At 46.3% G+C, this 21881-nt stretch carries 15 protein-coding genes; 4 read left to right on the top strand and 11 right to left on the bottom strand.

The features are described from left to right. Positions 1-19 precede the first annotated feature (19 nt). The 3 genes from EIH22_RS03940 to EIH22_RS03950 all read right to left on the bottom strand — a co-directional run bounded on the left by EIH22_RS03940 (position 20) and on the right by EIH22_RS03950 (position 8555). On the bottom strand, positions 20-205 hold the full coding sequence (locus tag EIH22_RS03940; RefSeq protein ID WP_148086824.1) for a hypothetical protein: 186 nt from the start codon (positions 203-205) through the stop codon (positions 20-22). A 179-nt stretch (positions 206-384) separates the two neighbouring features. Beyond that, positions 385-1512: a hypothetical protein gene (locus tag EIH22_RS03945; RefSeq protein ID WP_124054476.1), complete on the bottom strand. Its 1128-nt coding sequence runs from the start codon at positions 1510-1512 to the stop codon at positions 385-387. A gap of 83 nt (positions 1513-1595) precedes the next feature. Continuing rightward, positions 1596-8555 carry a PA14 domain-containing protein gene (locus EIH22_RS03950; protein WP_124054477.1) on the bottom strand — a complete coding sequence of 2320 codons (6960 nt, stop codon included), beginning with the start codon at positions 8553-8555 and terminating at the stop codon, positions 1596-1598. 391 nt (positions 8556-8946) lie between these two features. Here EIH22_RS03950 and EIH22_RS03955 point away from each other — a divergent pair, with 391 nt between their 5' ends. Both EIH22_RS03955 and EIH22_RS03960 read left to right on the top strand, forming a co-directional pair. Then, entirely contained in the window at positions 8947-10293 is a 1347-nt protein-coding gene (locus tag EIH22_RS03955; protein ID WP_124054478.1) for an aminotransferase-like domain-containing protein, read from the top strand. Positions 10294-10359: 66 nt separating this feature from the next. Then, positions 10360-11334 carry a D-alanine--D-alanine ligase family protein gene (locus EIH22_RS03960; RefSeq protein ID WP_124054479.1) on the top strand — a complete coding sequence of 325 codons (975 nt, stop codon included), beginning with the start codon at positions 10360-10362 and terminating at the stop codon, positions 11332-11334. A gap of 331 nt (positions 11335-11665) precedes the next feature. On the opposite strand, the gene EIH22_RS03965 is transcribed toward EIH22_RS03960, so the two are convergent. From EIH22_RS03965 to rpmH, 8 genes are all read right to left on the bottom strand, one after another. After that, positions 11666-13057: a ParB/RepB/Spo0J family partition protein gene (locus tag EIH22_RS03965; protein ID WP_124054480.1), complete on the bottom strand. Its 1392-nt coding sequence runs from the start codon at positions 13055-13057 to the stop codon at positions 11666-11668. Positions 13058-13306: 249 nt separating this feature from the next. Beyond that, complete coding sequence (locus EIH22_RS03970; RefSeq protein ID WP_124054729.1) at positions 13307-14245, bottom strand: ParA family protein; 939 nt, start codon at positions 14243-14245, stop codon at positions 13307-13309. A gap of 216 nt (positions 14246-14461) precedes the next feature. Continuing rightward, a complete protein-coding gene (gene rsmG, locus EIH22_RS03975) occupies positions 14462-15148 on the bottom strand; it encodes a 16S rRNA (guanine(527)-N(7))-methyltransferase RsmG (RefSeq protein ID WP_124054481.1) in 687 nt (228 codons plus the stop codon). Between the two features lie 100 nt (positions 15149-15248). Further along, the gene (locus tag EIH22_RS03980) at positions 15249-15806 is read right to left on the bottom strand and encodes a Jag family protein (protein ID WP_124054482.1); all 558 of its coding nucleotides are present in this window, start codon (positions 15804-15806) and stop codon (positions 15249-15251) included. 33 nt (positions 15807-15839) lie between these two features. After that, complete coding sequence (gene yidC, locus EIH22_RS03985) at positions 15840-17006, bottom strand: membrane protein insertase YidC (protein ID WP_124054483.1); 1167 nt, start codon at positions 17004-17006, stop codon at positions 15840-15842. A 67-nt stretch (positions 17007-17073) separates the two neighbouring features. After that, positions 17074-17547, bottom strand: coding sequence for a membrane protein insertion efficiency factor YidD (gene yidD / locus EIH22_RS09070; RefSeq protein ID WP_124054484.1), 474 nt, complete (start codon positions 17545-17547; stop codon positions 17074-17076). Further along, the gene (gene rnpA, locus EIH22_RS03995; protein WP_124054485.1) at positions 17540-17938 is read right to left on the bottom strand and encodes a ribonuclease P protein component; all 399 of its coding nucleotides are present in this window, start codon (positions 17936-17938) and stop codon (positions 17540-17542) included. Before rnpA ends, yidD begins: the two co-directional genes overlap by 8 nt. Positions 17939-17944: 6 nt before the next feature. Then, positions 17945-18085 carry a 50S ribosomal protein L34 gene (gene rpmH, locus EIH22_RS04000; RefSeq protein ID WP_084707475.1) on the bottom strand — a complete coding sequence of 47 codons (141 nt, stop codon included), beginning with the start codon at positions 18083-18085 and terminating at the stop codon, positions 17945-17947. 390 nt (positions 18086-18475) lie between these two features. Between rpmH and dnaA the strand changes: the two genes are divergently transcribed. Then, complete coding sequence (gene dnaA, locus EIH22_RS04005) at positions 18476-20284, top strand: chromosomal replication initiator protein DnaA (RefSeq protein WP_124054486.1); 1809 nt, start codon at positions 18476-18478, stop codon at positions 20282-20284. A 394-nt stretch (positions 20285-20678) separates the two neighbouring features. Next, positions 20679-21812: a DNA polymerase III subunit beta gene (dnaN, locus tag EIH22_RS04010; protein ID WP_124054487.1), complete on the top strand. Its 1134-nt coding sequence runs from the start codon at positions 20679-20681 to the stop codon at positions 21810-21812. The last annotated feature ends 69 nt before the right edge of the window (positions 21813-21881 follow it).

Here is a 21881-nt window from a genome sequence, read left to right on the forward strand (position 1 = left end):
TCGTGCTACGAAGTTTCCTTTATGTAGCCCAGACATCCCAATCAAGATAGCGATATGGAAGCCAGTCAACGCGCATAATACCAACACCGGACGAGGTGTAGATCATGCCATCAAACAGCGAATCCACAAGATGATTGAAGAGATCCACCGCACTATCTACAGTATTCCTAAGCAAAAATAGCACCCGAGGAATTGAACCTTTCATGATCAAAGTCAAACACATCAAGATTACGTTAAACTCGTTCACGACACCACGATTAAACAGTTACGCGCTGCGGCGTCCTTCTCAAAGGATGAAAGCATGGATACCTATCTAGCATATCCGTCAATTTGAGCTACACCCTCGAGGCAAAGATCTATCGAGATTGGATCACTAACTTTTGGCTAGACGCTATATTTCCTAACAAACTCGGGGAGCAACCTTAGATCATAGCGAGCAAAATAATTCTCAAAATCTACCGATTCAATGCCTTTGGTAGCTCTCTGTGATTCATCCCAAGTATATGGGATCACATAGTTACCTTCACTCATCCGTGGAGCGACTAACAAAGGATAAACTTGAAACCAGTTTTCCTCGCCATTCATTTGCACATTTTCGACAGCCGTATCAAGTCGCGAGCTAAGCTCGTAAGAAAGAAACAGATCAAAGTAGTTCGATAATCGAGCAATTTCAAACCTTTTCACAAGATTGAAGTTCTCGTCTTCTATCACTACTTCAAAAGAATGCACCCCTTTCTTTTTCACCCACAATCTAGTTAAAGGAGAGAACTTCTTTAACCACCGCATTCGACTCAACCTAACAACTTGATCAAACAGGAATCCACCTGCGATGAGTCCAGCAACCATACTGAATTGATAAGAAGCGTCAACCGCTGGAAACACACGAACAAAAAACCATGTAGAAATAGCTAACAGCAATGAACAAGAAAAAACTCCACGCATCGAGACTTTCAAAAGCCCAAGAGAACCCGCAGACAAATAAAAAAACACAAACCATCCCATAGCTGGAGCAATGGAGCGGCTACCCAAGTTGAACACAGGACATAGAGTCCCTGCCACTAACAAAACAATGCTCAGCAGCATTTTTAAATAGGCATTTTTCGGCAACGAAAACACGTATGGGGATTCAAATACTTCATTAGTACGCCAATAATGTGTCTCATGGAACCAGACAGAGAGCCCAGCCTCTCGATCAACAATTCCGACTTGCAAGCCGCCAACGAACCGCATCAACTCATCAAGGGATTCACAATCAAGCCAAGGATCCCCAGTACGGCACTCGATAATTGTTCGTATTTCCTTTAGTGACGAGTTAGCAACACTAAATTCTCCACTCTCAATAGCTATCAAAGCCTGTCGCAGAAACGTCTCTACACATAGGTACTCACCATCTCGACCTTCACCACACAAATCATTTTCATTGGTGGTAACTTGATATATGCGACGCAACATCAAACGCACACAAATACCAGCTAGTCGCTCACCAACATCAATAGACAAATATTCACTCATTTGATCGATTCCAATACCACTCTAAAAACAGATCCTCCAGATTTACAGACAAACACATCAATAACCATCTCTTACTGAAATTGTTATCTCTTTCTTTTCTTCTTTGGTTTTGGGGAGCGTGATTTTTTACGGGATGAGGATATTTTCTTTAATTTTCCAGCTTTCGCAGTTTTTCCTAAATACCTCCCAGGAAAATAAGCAAGCGCAGCACCTCTAACAAATTCGGTACCGGCGCCTTGCCACGTCATATTACCTCTTTCTCTTATTGCGTAAGATGTTAGTTGAGCTGTTCCAGCCAACACGACAGTCGCAGCAACACACCCCGCAGGAAAGGCAGCGCAAATTGCCACTGTAGCAGCCGTAGATACCAATACCGGCCCCAAATCAATCGCAATATCAACGGCTGAACTTACAACACTCACAGCAACACGCCCGACAGCTTTAACAAATTTTTTGGCGCCTTTCCAAAATCCGCTCCAGCTCCATTGTCCGGTGAGGTCGAAGTCGTTGACAGGGTCATTGACATATGCGTAGTTGTTGTCTGTTCCTCCTTGGACGGGGTCGACTTGGAGGAAGCGTCCGAGGGTGGGGATGTAGAGTCTGGCTCCCATGTGGATGATTCCCCCTGGTATGGGGGTGGTTGTTTCGGTGATTTTCTGGTGTTGTCCAACATACCCGAACGTGGTTCCTGCTACCGTGTTGGCTGGTAGTGGCGTGGGCGTGTTGTTTGGTGTTGGCAGGGTTTCACCAAATGGTCCTGTCATGAAAGTACCAGTGAGCAATCCTTGACTGTTTGTGGTTGCGAAGATATCCCCGTGCATGTTGGGCAGACTGTATGTTGTTGTGTCAGGCGTGTCAGGACGGATCGTGAGAAGAATATTTCCTGGCAGGGCAAGATATTTATCAATAATATTGCCGTTAGCGTCGGTGGTGTAGTCTGCAGCGTCTCCGGCACCAGTGTAGTGATAATTCACGATACTGCTGGTTTGTCCTGCTTCTTTGACATGCCGTTGGGTTAAACGTCCGAGCGTGTCTTTCGTGAACAGGGTTTCTTTGTTCCCTGCCGTTATTTTGATGGCACGGTCTTTCACATCGTATTCGATACGTGTTTGATGGTCGTTATCGCCAAGGCTGATCGTGTTTCCATGCCCGTCATAGGCAGCATTGGTCAGAGTGGGGTCTGATGATGCTATCAGCTGGTCAGCCATGTTGTAACAGTAAGTGGTGGTGACACCATTAATGCTCATACTGGTACGGTTGCCATCTTTTCCAGCGTCATATCCCGGGGTAGGGTTACACGATGGATCTTGCGGACCGAAACCGTAGTCGAATGTGTTATTTCCGATCACGGCTTTAATAAGACGCCCTACACGATCATAGGTGTATTGTTTATTAACACCATTTTCGATCCCGGATTTAATATCGCCGCTGGTGAAGCGTTCGATACTATCGGTGATTGTTTGCCCGTTAGCTAACGTGTAGGTCACGGAGTTTTCACGCCCGAGAGTATCACGCGTGATTTTCGATAGGTGGATACCGTTAGCATAGTCAACGTGATCAATACGCGAATATTCGTCATAGAATACTGAAGCTAACACGGTTCCATCAAGCTTGTAAGTAGTCAGACGATCATATTGATCGTAGGTGTTTTCTTCTTTACCGAGTTTGGATTGACGGTTAAGGAGTTTCCCGTAATCATCATAGGTCGATGTTGTTACTTCACCACTAGCATCAGTGTATTTGACTGTCCGGCCTAGTAGATCGTTTTCAATAGTGATCGTGCCAGTATCATCAGTTACCGAGGTGATGAGCGGGTTTCCGTTAACCGCATAGTTATTCGTTACTCGGTATCCTTGTTTACCATCAATTGATGGAACAACGGTCTCGGTAATACGTCCACGTTTATCGTATGTTGAACACGTCCACGGGTCATCATTGTATCGAGTAGCGATCACGTCACCTTTATCGTTATAGACAGTTTCAGTGGTGCGTGGTTGTAATGGTCCAGCCCCATCCGGGTCCGGTTCTGTTTTACCTTTAGGCCGCCCTCCTTGATTGTATGTTGTTGTATCACCACTAGCACACGGGTTGGTGCGTTTTTCGTTTGCACCGTAATGTTGATAGGTGGTTGTTGCCCCGCCTGGCAGGCTGGTGCTGAGCGTACGAAGGAACCCTTGACCTGGTGCTTCGGTGGTTGTTTTTCCTTCGAAATTCATTCCACCCGGATCAAGCACGGTGTGGTCTACCTGCCCATAGGCGGGGTCTTTGTAGAATGTTTTCGTTTCAAGGTTGCCTTGTTCACTGTCGTGTGCTTTTGTTGATGTTGTCAGTGAATAGCCCGGTTTGAGGTATTGACGCACATCAGCAGTTTCTACCCCGCTGGGGTTAGTGAGGTAGAAGGTGAAAGATGCGTTTCCTTGTGCTGCTAGGTGATAGTAGTCAATCGATATCCGGTGTGGCATGTTGGCTTGAGTGTTATTAATCGATGCGATCGGGTGGCTTCTATTCGTGCCGTCAACCCAATCATCAACAGCATTAACATCATCAATACTGATTCGTACACCACTGTCAGAGACCACACGTAGTTTCCAGGTTCCTACCGTGGGTAGATAGATTTTTCCACTCAATCGTAGTCCCCAGGTCATTGCTTTATCTGGTAGAGGGGAGCCAGTCCAGGTATGGGATTCTTGAGCCGCATTGCTACCAATATTTGTGGTGTTGACTTTTGGCTGTCCGATAAGTGACGTGTTCGCACCATTTGCTGTGAAACGAGCGGTGTTGGTGTGCCAGAATGCTCCTGCTTGGGATCGGATCACTAGGTTACCGTCGTTTTGAATTTCAAGGCGTACGTCTCCACCATAGGGGTTAACTGATCCCGTCATCCAAGCAACAGAGGTTCCGTTAAATAGCGCCATGTTGCCATCACTTTGTAACAGGAGGCGGTTTGATGGGCGTCCTGCTGTGTTACTTGCCCACATGGCACCATTAGGACCATAGACGCCAAGGTTTCCATCGCTTTGGTAGACGAAACGGAATCGACCATCGGTGGAGGTGATACTGTCTCCTGGATGGAGTTCTTGCCATGGGGAAAGCACGCTCATTGGCCTGTCTTTAACCGTGTAATACGAGGCGGCTAGTCCATCAATTCCCTCATCATAACGAGTCGATGTATGTGGGGTAAGGTTTGTTTTGTCAGGCAACGGAACACGGCTAGTGGTAAACCATTCTTTCGGTGCCGGGCCGTATGCTTCAATCTTCCGATCATCAAGGTCATAGATTGTGGTTGATTTCAGTCCCGTTGGGTCAGTCGTGGAAAGAATAAGGTCTTTGACCGGATCCCATTCCTGCTCACTAGTTTTACCTGTTAGATCAGTTTCTTTCACTGTACGTAACAGTGAGTCATAGTCAATCTTCTTAGAAAACCCTTGCGGCTCTGAAGCACCATCAATGTGCATCAGTGTTGAGCCTGGAACATATTCGAGGCGATGAACAATCTGTTTAGCCCCTTGAGTAGGTGCTGGTCCAGTCACTGTTGATGCTCGCCCAATCACGTCATACGTGATCGACACTTTCGTTAAATCATCATCAGGACGTATACCGGCTGCTATCACATCATTTTCAAGCGTTCCACGAACCGAGGTCAGACGCCCCAGCGTGTCATAACCGTAATCGGTAAAGTCATTACCTGGTTTTTCGATCCTGGCGAGTTGACCATTCTTATAATGGAACGTCGTCTTGTCTCCATCGCTGGTGACTAGGGAACACAGCATGCCGACAGGTACAGGGTCAAAACCAGAACCCGCAACACACTGGTCGGCACTTTGTGTGGTGTCGTTATACGTCAATGTTGCTTTTCGTTCGTTACTTGCCCCATCCGTAATGGATACGAGTTTCGATGGGCTACCGGCATATTCGTATTTTAATGCTGCCGGTTGGCGATCATCGGTCGGTTGCGTAACAGACGCAAGCACTCCTTCAGCGTTAAAAATATAGGTACGACCATCGCCATCAATCAGCGTATAAGTGTTATCAGTGTTCTTGAACAACTGCCCATCTTCGTTCACAGGAGGCTTATACCCTTGCCCTGTTCCCGTATACAGATGGGTGCCACGCATTGAGTCTTCCAAAATTACGTTGGAACCACTAACACGGAGTCGTTCATAGGCAACGTCACCATCAGCATCAATATTCATTTGCCACTGATCAGGTAGGACCTGCGCTGTAGGTGTTAGCCACGATGATGGTACTGTCTGTTGAGGCGTCGTCGCGCTCTTAATTAGTAAATTAATTGATGCATCACCGTAGCGTTCAAACCAATCAACAGTGATTGGTACTTGTCTTCCCGCTTCTAGTCGAACGGTATTACCCCAAGATTCACCGTATTGGTCTTTCCACAGGTCTAAAACTGTCGTGGGATCACTATTAGGATTGATACCTAACTTTATGCGGATACCATTATCAGCATAAGCACCAAGTGTGTAATCCCCACTAGTGGGAACCGTTAAATATCCCGTCCACCTAGCCATAAAGTTATCCGTTGGCATCCCTTGACCGATACCACCTTGACCAAAGTTAAGATTCATCGACGGATCACGGCGTACCATCAACAACCTTGACGGATCCTTCGCTGCTTCATCAATATCAGCCACACCCGGATTCGTATAATAATGCCCCGTCAAACCATGCTTTTGCTCTTCTTTAACAACCTCAGTAAACAACCATTCACGTGGAACTACCTGTTCAGGAACCGCTCCTTTAACAAGGAGTTTCGCATAGGCACGTCCCGTGTATTCGAAATAGTCAACCGAGATAGGTACAACCTCACCTGCTTTGAGAGTGACTTTTTGTGAACCAGTGAAATCATTAAGATTACAACATCCTTTTGAGTAGACAACGTTATTGTTCACACGAACAGTCATCCGGTCATCAAGAACAGATCCGAAATAGTAATCCCCACTATTAGGTGCAACAAAATAGCCATTCCACTGAACAAAAACACCATCGCTATTAACACCAGGATTCGGGTTTCCCATTCCCCAATCCATATCAATCATCGATTCACGTTTAGTTAAAACAGGATTCGTTGTTGGCACACCACGGGAGAAATCATAATCGTTTCCAACGTTCCAATATTTCGCGATAAGCCCATGCCGAGGCATCGAAGAGGAAAGGTAATGCAAACCAATACCAAGATTTCCGCCAAGTGATTCCATAGAATGTGAATCAACAGACGTATCAACAATACCGGTTGCTAAACTAACACCAACAGGGCCAAGCGTGTCATACGTTTGAGTACTATCTTTACCTAGCCTGTAGTCCACCTTAAAACTACGAACCCAATTAGGACTCGTGACCTGGCCACCTTTTGTATAAACATGCCAGTAATAAACACTGCCGTCTTGTAACACACCATCCGGAACAGTAAAACTCGTGGAGTCAATCCACCCCGAATTAACAATTGCTCCTGTTTCCGCATCAGGATTCGTTGAGAGACGGAAATAATATTGAACCGCCTCACCATCACCATCAGTAACCGGAGTTACACGTAATACTGGCTGTGAATCAACAACAACTTGATTATGTGCAGGTATTTCAGGAGAAGCTACCGGAGTAGAGGAATCATACGTCACCGAAACCCCAAAATTCGAGTAAGGTTTATACGACTTGTATGCACCTTCTTCTCCCCATACACTCCACCACGCACCAAAATCATTACGATCAACAGCAGCTTGCAAACCAGCAGTGAAATCAAAACTAAAATCGGTACTCACTTGACCATTCGTCAAAAACTGGCCCGTACAGGCATACCCCAAACAATTGGCATGACCGAAAGCAATCCACCGAAGATCCGTCACACCGTTATAGTTCGGAACAAACGCGCCATGAACCGTCGCATTCAGAACCTTTTTACCAGCCAGTTCGTTATATGGGAAATTGAAATACGACCGCCATGACTTCCAACCAGAACCATCATTCAACGTTCCAACATGAGCCGTACAGTTCGAAGAATTACACGAATATCCATCCGACTTATACATATAGATACTCGATGCTCCACGGCCAAAACTTGGATCAATAACTATCGGGAAAGCATCACTAGGTAGGCCATTAACCCAAGCCTCATCAAGCCACATCTCAAGACCAGAACCGTCACCAGCTACACGCTGACCAACACGAGGTTCGGACTGCACACCACGATCATGAACATCTAACGTCAAGACACCAAAGCTAAAAGCAGGATCAATCCCCTCGATTGTCAACTCCCCGCTCTTAGTAGGGTGGTTTACAACCTTTCCACCATCAACGTCGAATACAAAAGACTTAGCAGCCTTCTTATTCTTTACAACGATAGTTTCTTTAACCGCTTCACCACGGAGTTCATATTTCACGTCAACAAAAGGCCACGCATTACGATAAACAACCGCATTATCACCATCACGCTCAGGTAGAACATCACGTCCACCAACTGGCTTGACACTAAACCGCTTACCGTCAACGTTAAAAGAAACACCATCACTAAATGGTTTAAGATCCACACTAATCAGACCCGCATCCCCTTGGAAAGCCTGGGGATCATTAGAAGTAAACCAAGATGAAAACCATCCTAAAACGCCTTGATCTTCTTCAACTGGATCAAGTGAATTATCAATCTTTTTCCACTTCGAACCATCACGATAATTCACTTGATCAGGAGAAAACTCCATCGTTTTCGAACCATCAGCATTCACAAACGTCGATGTGTTCTCAGTACGTTTCGAAACATCTTCACGGACACGCTCACGGTCCGGAGAATTGCCAACTGAGTAATCCGTGGCGCCCGAAGCATCATTAAACAACACAGGATCAGTGGCTTTCGCACTATCCAATGGTTTAACCTGCCCATAATCAACATCATGAGAAGCATCAGCCTTAGACTCCTGAGCAACCACAGGAACAGGCATCAAACAATCAACAACAAGCAACAAACCAAGAACAAACGAAACCATAAAAACAAAAGATTTCGCCCATGAGAAACGCCCCAAAGTCCACACTGACTCATGCATAAGAAAACTCCGTAGTGCCAAAAAAATAATCAGATAGTTCAAGATACAACACAGCACACACCAAAAAGCACCAAAACGACAAAAAATACCCAACCAAATCAAAACAATAAAAAATATATAGAAAATACATTTTCCTCAGAATCAAGCCAAAAGCAGAGTAGCAGCAACCCAATTCATCTCATTTTGCTCAGGACTATTTTCCTAATTTTCAAGATATTTCCATCAGTTTCAGAGACAAATTACCCGAATAGTGATCCCAACCCACCCCGTCTTATCAACTGCAACGTTTTTCTACCCAGCATAAATAAGGAGTAGTCTAAGGGGCGGTAGTAAAACGCCTAACCACCCAAACGCGCTAGTCAAATATAAAGCACGTCAGAAAGGAGCCATTATGAAAGATCACACCGAAGGTAGGATTTCACAGGCCTTTTCTGCCGCCAAGGGAACTCGCCTTGATCCGTGGTTCGATCATTATGCCGATCGCGCGCTTGGAATGAAGCAGTCCGAAACTCGCTCGTTGTTCGCCGTCGCCAACCGCCCAGAAGTAGTTTCTCTAGCTGGTGGAATGCCCTTTATCCAAGGCCTGCCCCTCGACTTCCTCGCAGAGATGACGGCGAAGCTTATCCGCGAGCGCGGAGCTACCGTCCTACAGTACGGCGGTGGCCAGGGGGAAGAAGAGCTACGTGAAATGATCGTCGAGGTCATGAAGCCAGAAGGCATTAATGCCCATCCGGACGACATCATGATCACCACCGGCTCCCAGCAGGCACTGGACAATATCTGCAAGATCTTTATCAACCCTGGCGACGTTATCGTTGCCGAAGCTCCTTCGTACGTAGGCGCACTCGGCGTCTTCCGCTCCTACCAAGCAAATGTTGTTCATGTACCGATCGATGAAAACGGTCTGATCCCTGAGAGTCTCGAAGAAACTCTGAACCAGCTCGAAGCGGAGGGCCGCCCAGTTAAATTCCTCTACACCGTCCCAAATTTCCACAACCCGGGTGGCGTATGTATGTCTGACGAGCGCCGCCCTCAGGTGGTAGAAATCTGCCGGCGTCATCACGTTCTTGTGCTCGAAGATAACCCTTACGGAATGCTTGGCTTCAACGGTGAAACCATGACGTGCCTCCAGAGCCTTGATCCTGAAACTGTGCTCTACCTGGGATCTTTCTCGAAAACTTTCGCACCTGGTTACCGGGTAGGATGGACGCTCGCGCCTCACGCCGTCATCCAGCGCCTCACTCTTGCTAACGAATCTGCGGTGCTTTCCCCTACAAAGATGGGTCAGCTTTCGATCTCCGAATACCTGCGTACCTATGACTGGATGGCGCAGATCGGCGAGTATCGGTCGATGTATCGTGAGCGTCGCAATGCCATGCTTGATGCTCTGGATATCTTTATGCCTCAGTGCTCGTGGAACGTACCTAATGGCGGCTTCTACACCTGGGTTAAGCTCCCTGCCGGGCTTGATGCCAAGGCAATGCTTCCACGTGCAACCAAAAACTTGGTTGCCTATGTATCAGGTACGGCATTCTATGCCGATAACCAGGGTGAAGACCATATGCGACTGTCGTTTTGTTACCCCACACCTGCAAACATCACCGAAGGTATTCGGCGTCTTTCTGAGGTTGTCAAGGCCGAAGCAGAACTTGTGGATATGTTTGGTGTGCAGGATCGGTTCCACACCACCCAAGGTGGCATTCATTCCGACGACGCTCCCAACATCACGTCCCTTTAATCGTTTGTTTTCAATAAAGTCGCTGTTCATTTGATTCGTTTTCAACGGAATAGAAAGTAGGTAGCCATGGATCGTCCGCTAACCGTAGCCATCCTTGCTGGAGGACTCACTCATGAGCGCGATATTTCTTTGCATTCAGGACGTCGCGTTGCCGGCGCTCTAAGGAACCGCGGAGTTCAGGTCAAGGTTCTGGACGTCGACGCTCAGCTACTGCAGCGTTTGGACGCACTTGATCCCGACGTTGTCTGGCCACTCGTTCATGGATCCACAGGTGAAGATGGCGCTCTCCAAGACCTTCTCCATCTTGCTGGCTACCCTTACGTAGGGACTGAGCCCACTGGTTGTCGCCTAGCGTCAGACAAGGCCGTGGCTTCGTCCGTGCTTGAACGTGCAGGTGTTGCCGTTCCCACCGCAACGGCGCTCCCTCAACCACTTTTCCGTGAAGTTGGCGTAACCCCTGTTCTTGACCTCATCGAGTCCCAATATGGCTTCCCTGTGGTAATAAAGCCAGCTAAAGGCGGTTCATCGCTTGGATTAACGATTGTGGAAAACAAGGCACAGCTTCCCGGCGCAATGGTTGATTGCTTCGCGTACGAAGACGTCGCCCTGGTTCAGTCGTTCGTACACGGACGTGAGTTTGGGGTTGCGGTTATTGATTTGGGCGACGGTCCACAGGCGCTACCTCCGGTTGAGGTCCAAGCCACCGGCCCTTATGATTTCGACGCCCGCTACTATCCTGGCCGCGTAGAGTACTTCGTACCCGCACGCGTCAATGATACGGAGCTCGCTGCAATCACCGACGTTGCCCTCACCGTCCACAAGACCCTTGGCCTGCGCCATTACTCGCGTACCGACGTTATTTTGGACGATGCTGGCACTGCTTGGTTCATTGACGTGAATGTTACACCTGGCATGACGGAAACTTCGATTTTTCCACAGGCGGCGGCTGCATTTGCCCAAGCCTCAGAGCGCACAGCCGACGACGTCTACCTAGATATTCTGCATGCCACTCTTTCAGGTTCGGATAACTCTGAAGCTTAAAAAGAGTTCAGCACAGAAGCTTGAATCCCTTATTCTTAAGGCGCACCAACAAACTTTGAAATTCGTCAAGACGTTAAAAACTGCTATATCGGCGAAGACTATTAACTCCAACAACATTTATTCAAAGGTTACCGAGGGGTATTTGCTTGTTTAAATTTACAAAGTTTCACGTGAAACTATAAAGATCGATTTTGTAGTAGGTAATTTGGTTGTTGGGTTGGGAGTGAACCGTTCATCCCAACCCAACAACCAACATTTAGCAAACATCTTTTGATGGTTTATAGTAATTTTTCTAATGCTTTATCGATCAAGTATCACTCTTCAATGCGTATCAATTTTCTTTGAACAATACAGCTAAGATGCGATTCAGATCGTCCATCGAAGCAAAGTCAATACTGATCTTTCCTTTGCGTTGCCCCATACTCAGCTTTACGCGAGTGTCAAGAGTGTCTCCAAGTTTCGCGGCAATTTCTTCAAGCTCTGGTAACTGTTCCTGGTTAGATGGTGTACGTTTGGGCTTTGTTTGCCCATCTTCACCCATCGCCACGATCTCCTCAATTGCACGTACGGAGAGACCTTCCGCAACAATTCGCTGCGCTAAGCGTTCCATTGCTGCAGGATCTGGTAAACCAAGTAGTGCACGCGCGTGACCAGCAGAAATGACCCCAGCAGCCACCCTCCGCTGTACCAGTGGTGGTAGCTTAAGGAGACGCAAAGTGTTCGAAATCTGTGGACGAGACCGCGCGATTCGCTTTGACAACTCTTCCTGAGTACACCCAAAGTCATCAAGTAATTGCTGATATGCAGCCGCTTCTTCCAACGCGTTAAGTTGTGCTCGATGTAGGTTTTCGAGCAGAGCGTCCCGAAGAAGATCTCCATCTTCTGTACGGCGAACAACAGCAGGAACTGTTTCGTTTCCTGCGCGCTGCGACGCTCTCCAGCGACGCTCACCCATGATTAATTCATAGCGAGCATTTGGTGAGTCAACTAAAGGTTCACTCAGTGGGCGAACAACGATCGGCTGAAGAACGCCAACCTCGCGGATAGATTGCGCCAATTCTTCAAGGTCGTCTTCGTCAAATATTTGACGAGGCTGTTTAGTGTTCGGAACAATTTGATCAACTGGAATCTCGCCGAAAGTTGCACCTGGAACAGGAACTAATTCGTTTTTGGATGTTTCACGTGAAACATCTTTGTTGTAGTTGGTTGAACTCTTACTGGATAAATGTTCGGTATCCACGGCACTACCAATAGTGGCATTGGCCAACACGCCATTGTTTTCCGCCAGTTTTGTTCGAGTAGATTTATTAAACTTAGATGTCGACTTCTTGTCAGTTATATCCGCAGGTGCTCTATTTTTATCTGCCGTAGCGACGGACGATTTTGCGTCTTTCCTTTGCGTGGATGTACTGACTTCACTTCCCGCGCTGTTAGTAGCATGAGCAGTGTTCATACTCTTCTTAGTGGAGTTCGTGCTCTTAGAACTATTCTTAGTCTTCACCACCGACTTTCCGGATGCTGTTTCTTTACCTTCCTTTACAACAGATCCTGTTTCACGTGAAACATTTGATTCGAAGTTTTCTGGAACTTTATTAGCTACAACATTCGATGCACTCGCGCTTGCACTGAAAAACACGTCAATCGGGCTGTTTTTATGTTCTGCTTGACTATCCGGAATAAGAGCTCCGATACCGCGACCCAATCCTCGCCGTCTTTCAGCCATTTTCGTCTTCCTTTTTCTAAATCGATATTTCTAACGTTCTACCTATATTCCCTACAAATCGCTTTGTTAGGGAAAGATCTGGCGATCTTGTTAATCAAATCCTAAACTTTGAATACTACCCGGCGTACGTAACGTAATCCGCAGCTAATTTAGTAACCCGAATTCTACGCAATATTGTTTCTTCAACCATAATCACAAAGCATTCATTGATTGAACTCTAATCACCACTTCACCACTCCTGCAATGAATCTATCTCCCTGCCCGCTGAGCTAATTCCTTAGCGGCCGCAAGATAGGCAACTGCACCGGTTGATCTTGGATCATAACTAATGACAGTTTGTTGAAAACTAGGAGCTTCCGAAATTCTAATATTCCTCGGGATTTCCACATTCAACGTTTCATTAGGAAAGTACTGCCGAACTTCGTTCGCCACATCCTGTGAAAGATTAGTTCGGCGATCAAACATTGTTAATAAAATCGTTGAAATAATCAGATCTGCATTTAAAGACTGTTGCACATTGTTAATAGTCTTCATTAATTGAGTGAGGCCTTCTAGCGCGTAGTACTCCGTCTGAATCGGAATCATAATCTCTTTCGCAGCCACGAGTGCATTCAATGTTAAGAGGCCAAGAGAAGGGGGACAGTCAATAACGATATAATCCACCGGAGATGTTTCACGTGAAACATCAAGAAATTCTTGGACGGCGTCGTGCAATCTGTATTCACGTCCATCTGCCATTACAAGTTCGATCTCAGCGGAGGAAAGATCAACGGTAGCCGGAGCGACGCGAAGGTTCTTTATGTCCGGACACTGCTGAAGAACAGAATCTAGCGCTCGTTGCTTAGTAATTACGTCGTAGATCGAAGGGGTACCTGTGTGGTGCTCAATTCCTAACGCCGTAGAGGCGTTTCCTTGCGGATCAAAATCAATCACGATTACGCTTAGGCCACCTTCTGCTAATGCGGCGGCCATATTCACAGCCGAGGTGGTTTTTCCTACCCCTCCTTTTTGATTCGCAACAGTAATTACCCTTGTATTACTTGGCTTTTTGAAAGCTGTTGCCTTGACTTCACGAAGAACCTCGCGATCATGAGCGAGCTCAGCTCCGAGCGGTGACTCTTCCGAAAATGCAGCTGTAAATGAAGGTGGTTCGGAGACAGCATGCTCCGTCGAATCTGAATTCAACATCTTTCTTGGGTCCGCCAAAATTGCTCCTCAACGTTGTGATGAAAACCAGTTTACCGTCATTTAAAGCGCTCTGGAATCGGGAGCGACAAACTGTGGAAATAATCTGATAACCAGATACTGTGGACTCTAGTTTTCGGTCTGTTAATTTGGTTAGCGCTTCAAAGCAAAGATCTATGTTTCACGTGAAACATAGATCTCGATCGCAACACTTTCTAATTACCGATCGTGTTTACGTAGCTCCACAATCCGCGTCCCTTCAGAGCTTCCCCAAACGGGAACCTCATACACATCAGCCCACCGCACATTGTATTTTTTGAACTGGGGGATAGCGTCGTCGATTTCCTGCTCGGCACGGTCACCCTTCAGGGCAAGGAGTGATCCACCCGGCTTTGTTAAAGGCAAAGTCCATGGGATTAGTTTCTTTAATGCAGCAACTGCGCGTGCAGTTACAAAGTCTGTGGCATGGTTTCCAACTAGATCTTCTGCACGCGAGCGAATAACCGTCACGTTCTCCAACGCCAATTCTTTGACAACGAAATTGAGCCACTCCACCCGGCGCTCCATCGTCTCTATAAGATAAATCTGCAGGTCAGGGCGTATAATTGCAATTACTATCCCCGGAAAACCCGCTCCGGAACCGACGTCTGAAAGAGATGCCCCTTCTGGCACATAGTCACTAATCGGCAAAGAATTCAAAATATGACGATCCCAGAGACGCTGCATTTCACGTGGACCAACCAAACCACGCAACTGCCCTTCACTCTCAAGTAATTCAGCAAAACGAAGTAGCTTATTCCAGATCTGAGCACCAAATTCTGCTTCACCACTAGCGGGTGGAGCTTGTACTATTTCCACTGCCGAATCGATCACTCTACGATCAGCTCCATCATTCTTATTCGTCATATTCCAAGTTCACCATGAATTCTTAAAAAGGAAAACTCTCCGGCTCAAACCGGAGAGTTTTCTCAAAATTATCACGGGTTCAAATCACCCGAATCCAGCTTTAGTCCTCTGAGTCCTCTGCTTCGTCATCGAGATCCGAAGTCTCAATATCATCTTCATCCGGAATCGAAATTACAACGTGACGTCCAGCTCCGAAACCTGAGGAATCCGAGAACAAGCCAGCGTCAGCAACGACGTCGTGCACAACTTTACGCTCAAACGGATTCATTGGTTTTAATGCTACATCATCACCGGTTTCTAAAACCTTGGCAATTGCTTCACGAGCGATCTCCTGGATCTCCTTACGGTGACCCTCGCGGTACCCGAGCACGTCCAGCATCAAACGGGATCGTTCCCCAGTCTGACTCTGCACAGCAAGGCGAGTAAGCTCCTGAAGAGCGTCTAGTGCTTCACCACGCTTACCAATGAGGCGCTTGAGACGGCGATCTCCACCATCTTCGGCAACAATGCCCACTGCAGCACGATCAGCTTCTACGGATATCTCAATATCTCCATCAAGATCTGCGATATCTAGAAGTTCTTCAAGGTAATCGGCGGCAAAATCGCCTTCTTCGTCAAGATGCGCGCGGACGTCTTCAATATCAAGTTCGTCGTTCATGGTTGTCCTTAAATCCTAGCTACTTAGGTTTAATTAGAAGTTTCGATCTTTTTTGTTATTTTGCTGTTTGTTCTTGCGAGCGTTCTTCTTTTCCTGTGAACGCTTACGCTCAGCAAGACGACGCTCGTAGCGCTTCTGTGCGCGCTCGGCGTCCGTAAGTCCATCAAGACCACGAACCTCGGTATCCTCAACTACTTCGTCTTCATCTTCAGGCATAGCTGGAATTGGTTCTACCTTGGAAGCAGCTTTCTTTGACCGTGCCTTTCCGAGTGGCTGAACACGTTGGCCAGACGGACCTGCAAGGAAATCATTTTCTTCTTCCTCAGCTGGAAGTCCCTTTGCCAAGCGCTTGCGGCGAAGCTTCTCTTGACGCTTACGATAAGCCTCTGATCCCGGAGTTGGATTATTATTGAGCATCCAAGTTTGCTGACCGATGTTCCAAATATTTCCAGTCAACCAGTAAACAAGCACGCCAATTTGGAAGGTGGTACCAGTGAAGATGTAGATAAGCGGCATACCGTAAAGCATGTACTTCTGCATCTTGTAGGCTGGGTTCGACGGATCCAAAGCACTATCTGGCATATTCTTCGTCATCAATTGCTTTTGCGTAAAGAATAGCGTGAGGATCATCAGAATGATCAAAACGACGGCAACGGTAATAACCGCAGTAGGTGAAGAGAAAGATTTAGCGGTTCCAATAGAACCAGTGAGTGGAGCTCCAAAAACAGTAGAATCAGCGATGTGCTGAGCAACCTTCTCATCGATAGGACCAATCGCCGGGCGCATATATGACCCTTGGGACAGTGGCAATACCGCATAGAGTAGGCGGAACAGAGAGAAGAAAATAGGCATCTGAATCAAAGCCGGCATACACGATGCAAACGGAGATGTACCGTGCTCGCGGTACAACGCCATCATTTCTTCTTGCTGACGTTGTTGGGAAATCTGATCCTTACGACCCTTATACTTCTTCTGAATCTTCTGAATCTCAGGATTGAGTTGTTGGCCGAGACGTGCTGCTTTTGTCTGCTTATTAAATAGCGGAATCATCAAAGCGCGCACAACGATCGTGAGGCCAACAATGGACAGAACCCAAGCGAGTCCCGCTCCATCGTTCATTCCTAGGGTAACGAGCAGTGAGTGAACGCCGGACATAATCCAGGCAATGATCCACATAATCGGATAAAGAATTGTATCCACTGTTCTACTTTCGGTTTAGTAATTAGTCTGTAAATCCCATTCGAACGATTTGTCCGTTACGTCGCCATTAATCCTGTTGATTTGACGCAGCATCGAGATCTAAAGATTGTTGCTTTCGATATTCCATTAGTTCTGTTAATCCCATCGGCTTCTTGGGCCATTGACCGCGTTCAGGAACCCAGTCAACACCACCCTTGCTCCAAGGATTACAGCGGAGAATTCTCCAACTGCTCAAAAGTGTACCCTTGATTGGCCCGTGTTTCTGAATTGCCTCTACAGCATACTGAGAACAAGTTGGTTGATATTTACATCTGCGCGGAGTTCCAGCCGAGATCGTTCGTTGATACCACTGAATCAATGCAATAAAAACGTGGGATACAGGATTCTTTTTTAGTGAGTCGGAATCGGAAAGTCTAGAGTTACTGTCGAGTTTCTGAGCCGAGTCAATGTTAGTGCCAGTCTCGGAAACACTATTTCCTGAACGACCTTGATCCTTAGGAGAGTTCTGCTTAGAAGCGTATTCCTTAGAAGCTTTATTCATTTTTGCTCCTTGAAAAATCGCTCCTAAGGAGACTGAGGCGGCGAAACTCTTTTAACAAAGCTTGTTCAAGAACGTCGGAAGTGGCGTCCGCCGCCGCTGGCAAAGCCCGAATAACCATTGCGGTGCAGGTAAGATCATCGAGGTAATGGCGAATAATATGCCGGATTTTACGAGAAACTCTATGCCGAACCACCGAGTTACCCACAGATTTCCCGACAACGAGACCTACCTTTTTATCCACAACGAAGCCGACCTCGCTGAGGCCGGCTTCGTTTATTTGTCCATCGCTTATCGTGTGAACAACAAGATACTGATTTCCGCTACGCTTACCTTGGCGAAAAACTTGAGAAAATTCGCCAGATTTTCGCATCCGGTTTGCTGCAGGCAGCATATTAAATCAGGCAGATAGCTTTGCGCGACCCTTACGACGGCGTGCTGCAAGAACTGCACGACCTGCGCGGGTACTCATGCGCTTACGGAAGCCGTGAACCTTCGCACGACGACGGTTGTTCGGCTGGAACGTACGCTTGGTAGACATGGGTTAACTCCCACTTATTTTGAACTTATTTCACAAAATCGCGTTCTACAACAATTTTGTGTGTGTACCTTCTTTGCACACATGACTTAACGACTCTACGTGACTTTTCCCTGTCAGGTCAATAAATAAGAGGTGCGTCGTGACTGACATCTCAAGGCTAAAATATGAACGATTCCATTTAATTTCACTTTCCACACATGTGAATATTTTTAAGGAAAAGACTTTATCGCGATTTCTCGCCAAGAACCGAGGTAAATTACAAAGATGTAATATCCACAGGTGTGAATATCGTTGTGGAAAACTATTGTGCGTTTCCACAGTTTCTGTTTTAAGATTATTAAGTTCTCTGCTATAGGAACGCATTGACCCTGTTATTTTTATGAGGAAATTATGACTGAAAGCTTTGCTGCTCGCGATGCTTGGACGGCTGCGACTGAATTATTGAGATCCGCAGGGAAACTCTCTGATTCTCAAACGGCATTTGTTCGGATGGCGCGCCCACTAGCTGCGGTAGACGAAGTTTTTATGATTGGTGTTGGTTCTGATTTCGTTAAAGAGTGGATTATCCAGCATGTTTCCGCTTCGATGACCGAACAACTAAGCGCAATTCTGGGTCGCGAAGTAAAACTAATGATCTCGGTTGATCCTTCATTAAGTGAACAACAGGCACCTACAAATACCACCTCTCACCAAAATACGTGGACCCCAAATCACGTTGAAGAACGAAACATACGTTCGATACCGGCGTCGGAAGAAAAAACTGAATCCAACGTCCGCTACGCCTTACCTCAAGATCCAGGATTTCCTCACCAAGAAGTACATCAACCCCTTGTAAATTCTGGTCAAAATTCGAGCCAAGTTGAGAATCACTTCTCTGACATTACTTTTCAAGATTCGAGGTATTTCGACCGTCGCCCTACTGAAAAGGAACAATTTGTTCAAAGTGACTATTCCCAAGCTCAAGAATATCCATCGCGCGACTACCATATGAATGATTTCGATCAACCTGAATATTCACCCAATGAAGATTTTAGTGCAGGTCAAAACTCTCACGGTACGTCATATGTAGATCACCGGCCAGAATATCAATCTCATCTTGCTAAGAACCTTCCCCATATTCCTGATTCAAGTTCCCTCCAAACTCAGGCACGATTAAACCCTCGCTACACATTTGAAACATTCGTGACGGGTGAGTCGAACCGTTTTGCTCATGCAACCGCGCTCGCCGTTTCAGAAGCCCCTGGCTCCACCTACAACCCACTTTTCCTTTACTCAGATTCTGGAATGGGAAAAACCCATCTTTTACATGCAATCGGTAACTACACCGTTAAGCTCTATCCAGAAAAGAAAGTTCTTTATATTTCTTCTGAAGAATTTACAAATGCCTTCATTAATGCGTTGCGTGACCAAAAGATTCATGCGTTTAAGGATCAATTCCGTAACGTTGATGTTTTGTTGATCGACGATATCCAGTTTATTTCTAACCGCGATTCGACTCTCGAAGAGTTCTTCCATACCTTCAATGCGCTATCTAATGCCAATAAACAGATTGTTATTACTTCTGATGTGGCACCGAAACTCCTCAAGGGCTTTGAAGATCGGATGATCTCCCGCTTTGCTTCGGGAATTACTGCGAGTATTGATCTCCCTAACCTCGAAACTCGAATCGCTATCTTGGAAAAGAAGGCATTTTCCGAGCAACTTCACGTTCCACGCCCCGTTCTTGAATTCATTGCATCAAAGATGACGACGAACGTACGCGAAATGGAAGGTGCACTGCGCCGGATCAATGCCTATGCGGATTTAGCTCGGCAACCAATCACCCTTGAGATGGCAGAGCTTGTTCTCAAAGATATGATTTCCGATCCTGAATCGGTACAGATCACAGCCGGTTTAGTGATGGCACAAACCGCTGCTTATTTCGATATCACGCTGGAAGAGCTCAAATCACAAACCCGTACACGCTCACTGACTACTCCACGGCACATCGCTATGTATTTATGCCGGGAAATGACTGATCTATCCCTACCAAAGATCGCAGAGAGCTTTGACAGGCGCGATCACACAACTGTTATCAACGCTTTGCGCAAGATCGAAAAAATGATGGCGGAAAAGCAACATATTTTCAATCAAGTATCGGAACTCACTACCAGGGTCAAACAATCAGCGAAAGAACAAGCACAGCAACGAAAAGAGTAGTTATCCACAGCAGGTGCGAAGAACCCTCAATTAAACTAAACAATTCTGTGGATAACAGAAAAATATTTGCGACTAATTCTTAGACGTAAATGGTCCATCCACAAAATTACAAAATCATTCACATTATTGTCAGCAGAACAATTCACTGAGGAAAGGGCAGACTTCCAACGAAAAAGCTGAATATCCACAAAATCCACAAGACCTACTACATCTACTACCTAATAAGTAAATGACAACAATCGGATAGTCGCCGACTGCCGAGCAACAAAACTTTTATCATTTAGAAAATCAAGTATGTAGCGCTGTTCTTGTCAAGAAATTGTGGAAGTGACTATGGAAGAAAGTCCAATCTCAAGTAAAGTTACTCAGTAGTACTGAAGAAAGTAGGTAAGCAGTGAAATTTCAGGTCGAACGCGAGACGTTCACGGAAGCTGTAACTTGGGTAGCCCGTACCATCCCTAATCGACCAGCTATTCCGGTTTTGGCTGGTCTGAAAATTGTTGCCTCCGACGAAGGTAAGATTTCCCTAGGCTCACGAGATTCAGATATTACCTCTCACATCGATATCGAAGGTGATGTCCATGCCTCAGGTGAAATTCTTGTCAACGGTAAATTGCTTGCCGACATTTGCCGCTCTCTTCCTACTAAACCAATCGTTTTTACCTTAGAAGGAACCAAACTCGAAATTGAGTGTGGGTCTGCCCGCTTCTCTATGAAAACGATGGCAATGGATGACTATTCTGAACTTCCACAGATGCCGCCCGTCGTCGGAATTGTTGATGGAAACGAATGGCAAGAAGCTGTTTCTCAGGTAACGGTTGCTGCTTCAAATGATGATACTCTTCCAATGCTTGTTTCCGTTTGCCTCGAAATTGAAGGTGATTCAATTTCACTCATGGCAACTGATAGATATCGTTTGGCAGTCAGAGATTTGACTTGGCAGCCTGAAGATCCAGATATGAATAAGCGAATTTTGGTTCGTGGATCACGTTTGCTTGATATCGCTAAGTCTTTGGGAACGGCTGGATCAGTTGAGATTTCGCTTGACGATTCCGGATCTTCTTCGCTTATTGGCTTCTCTGCTGGGGGTCGCCAAAATACTGTTCAACTCATTGAAGGTGAATACCCACAGGTCAGGTCTCTATTCCCAGCAGAAGTTTTAGGTTACGCTACCATTGATCGTTCGAATATGCTCGATGCTATTAAGCGCTCGCGCTTGGTTGTTGAAAAGAATTCAGCGGTCCGTCTGTCCTTTACCGAAGGAGAATTGGTTGTTGAAGCTGGTCACGGAGATGCAGCTCAAGCATCCGAAGCCTTAGAGGCAGACCTTCATGGAGACGATATTGCGCTTGCATTCAACCCGATCTTCCTCCAAGAAGGAATCAGCGTGATGAACGAACCAAATATTCGCCTTTCCTACACTCACCCAACAAAGCCAGCTGTTATTACGCCTGAAAATGACAAGGGCGAAGCCGACGAAAGTTTCCGGATGTTGCTGATGCCGATTCGCACGTTCGGAGCTAACTAGGTCATTTACCTGCACTTTGGTTATCTTTCAACGTGAAGTTTAATCAAATGAGATTGTGATCTAATCAGC

This window comes from Arcanobacterium ihumii, from assembly GCF_900604515.1.
GTDB classification, from domain to species: Bacteria; Actinomycetota; Actinomycetes; order Actinomycetales; family Actinomycetaceae; genus Arcanobacterium_A; species Arcanobacterium_A ihumii.